Here is a 5,179-nt window from a genome sequence, read left to right on the forward strand (position 1 = left end):
CTCCAAATCCATTGTCAAGACTGAATGGGCTTTCGCAGACAACTAAAACTTTTGGGTATACGGTAGTATTTAACATTAAATTAATTTAGTTTAATTTTTTTTTTGGATTAGTAGTCTTACGACTAAGATTGCGAGGCAGTTGGGATCAAACTTTTACAATCAAACAGTCTGCAGGTAATATTATAGCAAGGATCCTACGTCTCTCTGCTCAGAATTGTGGCTCGATTTGTGGTAAAGATTTTTTATGAAATCTCCCCCGTACTGATCTTCAAAAGTGAACTGGAGGACGCGGCCTGCCGCAACTGCTTCATCCAGGACTAGAGGCTTTATGATATGATAGGCATTCTTGTATTGTATGTCGATTTAGCTTACCACGGTAGGGCTAGTCTGAATGAGTTGTGCCTTCTTAGGAGTTTACTGAAACACACGGCCTGTGCCTAAAATGCGCCAACCGCCACAACTCAATGCGATTTCAACACGAGCTCATTGGCACTTTGATCGCATATGTGAAGATCGAGAGCTGATCATGGCAAGACATCCGAAGCCGAGGATCCGGCAACTGCCGCAAAGGCTTTCTTGATTACCCAGCTCACTCCGCGCAGGGCGACCTAGGGGCATAGACTGATACGCATACACCAGTCAAGTCATGTAACGCAGTGCCATCCAGCTCCAGAAAGGCCTCTCCCTGCCAAAGTTCCAGCGGCTCTACGGTTCCGATGCGCAATGTGAGGCTGCTCTGGAGATGGCCCGCTGGCCCGATGGGTTCCGGTGTCCGCCAGGGCCGCCTAAAAGTCTGACCAAGTAACTCTTGCTGAACCTGTCAGCATTGATTGGCGGGTCTATCCGCTTCCCATGCCCCAAAACTGTTCCGGTGCAGTTGATCAGCTTGCAACTGCTGATCTGATCAGCTTCCTCAAGGCGATCCACGATGGACGTTTTAGGCGTGGCGTCCGTTACCCACAGTGGTTCCTGCTGCAGGTGGCTGTGCTCGGAATCCTTAGCGGCTGCAGGAGCTCACGCGATCTAGAGGCCTTTGCTGAGCGGCACCGCAAAGCCCTGAACCAAGTCCTGGGCCTGGATTTCAAGCGCTGGCCCTCAGATGCCACTTTCCTGTACCTATTCAACAAGGCCCACCTGCAGCAGTTCGGTGAGGTGCTCCAGGCTTAGATGATTAACCAGATCCCTGGTGGCACAGAAGGTCTCGACCAATTGGTGTGAGACGGCAAGCCGTTGAGCGGTTCAGCCATTGAGAACGAGGACGGCAACCATCGGTTCGTTGCCCAGGTCACGGTCTATGCCCGCGCCTTGGGAGTTGCCTTGGCGAAGAAAGCTTACGACACCCACGAGTCCATCGAGCGAGCTGCTCTCTAGCCGCAGGCTGCGAAGCAGTAGGAGCTGCTGAGCGGTCTAGGGCTTGAGGGGGTAGTAATCAAGGCGGATGCGCTGCATACGACGCAGTCGTTTTTCGATGGTGCTACTCCTGCGGAGAAGACTGCGTCTACGCCCAGGGGGCCTACGTGTGCCTTACGATTAAGGTCAATCACCGTACCCTGCGCCGTCAGGTGGCCTGCCAGTTTGAGGGAAAGCGTCACATCCCCTTTGTGGCAACAGATCACGAGAAACGGCACGGCCGTGACACAATCTGGACGCTGAGCGCGAAAGAAGCTCCCGATCACATCAAGAAGAACTGGCTAGGCAGCGCCTGGATCGTGGAGGTGAACGCCGACACGACCACGCGCAGAGGCAAACGGGAGCTCAGGCAGCACCTGTTCATCACCAGCCTTAGAACAGCGCCAGAAGCATTGCTGCGGCTGATCCGGGAGCGCTTGAGCATTGAAAACGAGTGGCACTGGGCCCGCGATGTCCAACTCGGGGAGGATGCCCATCGCTACGCCAATCGGAATGGTGTCCCGGTGTTTGCGTTCCTGCGGACGGTGGTGATGAACCTGCTCAGGCGCGGTGGGTACCGCTCAATCCGCCAAGGGTTTCGTGAACTGGCCTACGACATCCAAGGGATGCTGGCCTTGGGAGGCGTGACGATGACGGGAAAGGTCCCTTGATTAAACTTTTAGGCCCTGCGGTGTCCGCGTTACTAGGTCCACGAGCATGCGCTGGTCTATGGCCGGAGGCTCAAGCGCTATCAGTGCCGCTCCTGAGGCCATCAGGACACCCTCACGGCCGGCAAAATCATGCAGGCCACCAAGCTGCCGCCGAGAACCTGGTGCCTGGCCTTTTATCTGATCGGCCAGGCCAAAACTGGGATCTCCTCGCTGGAGCTCAGCCGCCACCTTGGCGTCAACTACGACACCGCCTGGCTGCTGGACAACAAGATCCTGCGCGCAATGACTGAGCGGGAGGAGGCTTACCTGCTGCGGGGAAAGATCCGGATGGATGATGCCTACCGTGGCGGAGAACGCCCAGGCGGCAAGGTGGGTCGGGGATCAGAGAACAAGATTCCGATCGTCGCCGCCGTCTCCTTGAACGAAGCTGGCCATCCGATTCACGCCAGGATCACAGCCGTGAGCGGCTTCAGCTCAGAAGCGATCTCTGACTGGGCTATACGCCACCTCGCGCCTGGCAGCCATGTTCTCTCCGATGAACTGGCCTGTGCCCGCGCCGTCACCACGGCCAACTACCACCACAAGGCAGTCGTCACCGGCGGCAAGCACCCCAACGACCTGCCGCAGTTCCGGTGGATCAATACCCTGCTGGGCAACCTCAAGACCAGCTTCAGCGGTACCTTCCACGCCTTCAACTTTGACAAGTACGCCAGGCGCTACCTGGGCGGCTACTGCTTCCGCTTCAACCGTCGATTCTCGATGGCTGGGATGACCGTGCGTATCGCCAATGCGGTCTGCATGCTGCATGCCGCTCACAGAACGGGATCTCAGGGTCGCGGAGGTTTATGGATAATCAAGTAGAAGTTTGCCTCGGCAAGTTCCTTGAGCATGACTTTGTCGAGCTCAGAATCGGCAAGCAATCGCTTAAAGCGGGTGTTCTCCTGCTCGAGTCCCTTGAGACGCTTGGCCTCGATTGCTTGCATGTCACCGTAGAGCTACTGCCAGCGGGGTTGGTGGAGACCGACACCTCTAGGGTCCCTGCAGGCATCAAAACCCTCTGGTCCTGGATGAGGAGCTGCTAAGCAGTGAATGCTTGCGGATGTTCTAATCGGGGCTGTGGCGCCAGCAATTTACAGGGCCTCTCCTGGCAACGCCTGTCCGGTACGGAAACTCTCATGAGGACTCTTTGGGTGCTTGAAGTCCACATCACGTTGCCGGGGGATGATGAATCCATTAGCTATGATTCGCACAAGATCCATTGCCGGTACAATAATACCAACAGGATTCGGCGTTTTCGTAAAATTATTTACCATTGTTTTTTAAGAATTGTGAGAGGGATTTTAATCAAAACAGCCATGAAGGTACAAATAGGCTCATTCCTAAAACGGGTTGCACGATTTAGTATTCGGCCTTTCGCAGTTTTTTTATTGCCCAATATCCCTGGAACATCGCTTAGATTTGGCCCGCCTCGGCGATATTCAAAAACATTTGATGAGTGGCTTACAATAAATAGGTGCAATGCGAAAGCCAGGCAACTAGACATTTTCCCGTCTATTACATTCGTAGCCACAAAAGCAGTATGCGTTACTCAAGAATTGCCTAAAAATCTTAAAAAAAGGGCTAAGATTATATTGCAAAAGCAATCCTTGGCCTTGATTCCTAACGGGAGAGCCGCGGGGACAGAGCCCTTTATCGTTACAGGTGACGATACAATTCTAGGAGATCTATCCATGACTTACAAACCTTATATTTATGACATCTTCTTCGCTTCTAGGCTTCCAGAGTTAGTTAGATTTTCAGGGCCTGTTCTAGTTTTAGCAGGTGCTCCTGGGTCGAATTATGGCCACTGGCTCCATCAGATGTTGCCCAGACTCGAACTGGCCAATAAAGGCGGTTGGAAGCCTCAAGAATTTGAAAAAGTACTAATAAACTCAACACGTAATAACTTTGCCATTGAAAGCTTGTTGGCTGTAGGCTTTGAAAGCAATCAGTTTGTAGAGACCTTCTCGGGACTGCACATACAATCAGCAAATTTAGTAGTACCGTCAATTCCAGAAGCCGGAAATCCCCCGGAGTGGATATCTGATTTTTTGAGAAGGACCTATGGAAATCCTGTCTCGGAGCCTAGAGGCCGTATTTACACAAGTCGCGCTAACGCAAAGTGGAGGAGAATAGTAAACGAGGCTGAACTCTATCCAATTCTTAGTGAATTTGGTTTTGAAATAATATTTCCTGAAAAATTAAGCTTTATCGAAGGGGTTAGGCTTTTTGAGGGTGCTGAGGCTGTATGTGGCATGCATGGTGCTAACTTAGCCAACATCTGCTTTTGCAAGCCTGGGGCTAGATTGATCGAAATCTATAATCCCCAGCATCCAGAAATATATTACTGGGCAACTGCCACAGGTGCAAAGGTTGAATATTCTTTTCTCCTGGGAGAGGGGCCAATAGTGGATTATCCTGATAACACCCAATTGGCGCCTGGAAACCGTCTAGACACTATTGTGTGTCCGGAGAAGCTAAGAAACACATTTATTGCATCCGGACTTTGATTTCAATTATAAGACCATTAATAAATGCCTTTCTGCGCCCCCCCGGCCATCCTCGCTAACGGGGATTGGCCTTTTCAGAACAAGCAACATATGCTAGCTGACGAAAGAATTGACAAGTCAATCGTTAAGATCAAGTTGTGCCAACGGGGTGCACATGTGTTTTCGGAATGACAGAACGACATACCATCCTCTTCAACCCCTTATCAAGATGTTCTGGACGTGGGGAATAGACGGCGCCAGCTGACCCGACCAGTGTCTGGGTAATCAAGGCAAAGGTTGCCTAGGAAAACATCCAATAAGCTCAGGTTCAGTATATCGATAATTGTAAAGACTCGAAAAATTATGATTGAAAGTGCCCGTGTCAACTACGTAGGCGCCCGCCTACCTAATTCTCGCCGCGAGCAGCCATGCCTAACGGAAGATGCCGCCACCAGCACTAACTAGGGACTCCTGAAAAAGCCAGATCGACTGCAGCGCAGCTTGTTTCAGCGATAAAAACCCGATAAACTGGCCTTGATCAGGGCAATCGACGATTGCTACAACTGCTGAGCACCGCAGATGTACCGAATA

Annotated in this window: 2 protein-coding genes and 3 pseudogenes; all 5 read left to right on the forward strand. The window is 51.8% G+C overall.

What is annotated here, in order from left to right; translation table 11 throughout:
- Positions 1 to 661: 661 nt before the first annotated feature.
- A pseudogene (locus tag KBZ15_RS18075) lies at positions 662 to 775 on the forward strand (transposase); the annotation flags it as partial.
- A gap of 77 nt (positions 776 to 852) precedes the next feature.
- Positions 853 to 1,167 (forward strand): transposase family protein, encoded by a 315-nt coding sequence (locus KBZ15_RS18080; RefSeq protein WP_255016615.1) that lies wholly within the window; start codon positions 853 to 855, stop codon positions 1,165 to 1,167.
- 341 nt (positions 1,168 to 1,508) lie between these two features.
- Positions 1,509 to 2,060, forward strand: a pseudogene (locus KBZ15_RS18085) (ISAs1 family transposase); the annotation flags it as partial.
- 42 nt (positions 2,061 to 2,102) lie between these two features.
- A pseudogene (locus tag KBZ15_RS18090) lies at positions 2,103 to 2,921 on the forward strand (IS1595 family transposase); the annotation flags it as partial.
- A gap of 566 nt (positions 2,922 to 3,487) precedes the next feature.
- Complete coding sequence (locus tag KBZ15_RS18100; RefSeq protein WP_255016616.1) at positions 3,488 to 4,609, forward strand: DUF563 domain-containing protein; 1,122 nt, start codon at positions 3,488 to 3,490, stop codon at positions 4,607 to 4,609.
- The last annotated feature ends 570 nt before the right edge of the window (positions 4,610 to 5,179 follow it).

Origin of the sequence: Cyanobium sp. BA20m-p-22 (genome assembly GCF_024346275.1) — a bacterium.
Taxonomy (GTDB): domain Bacteria; phylum Cyanobacteriota; class Cyanobacteriia; order PCC-6307; family Cyanobiaceae; genus Cyanobium_A.

Excerpts from the sequence above, each read along its gene's own strand:
- KBZ15_RS18080 (WP_255016615.1), top strand. The coding sequence starts at position 853 with ATGCCCCAAAACTGTTCCGGTGCAGTTGATCAGCTTGCAACTGCTGAT.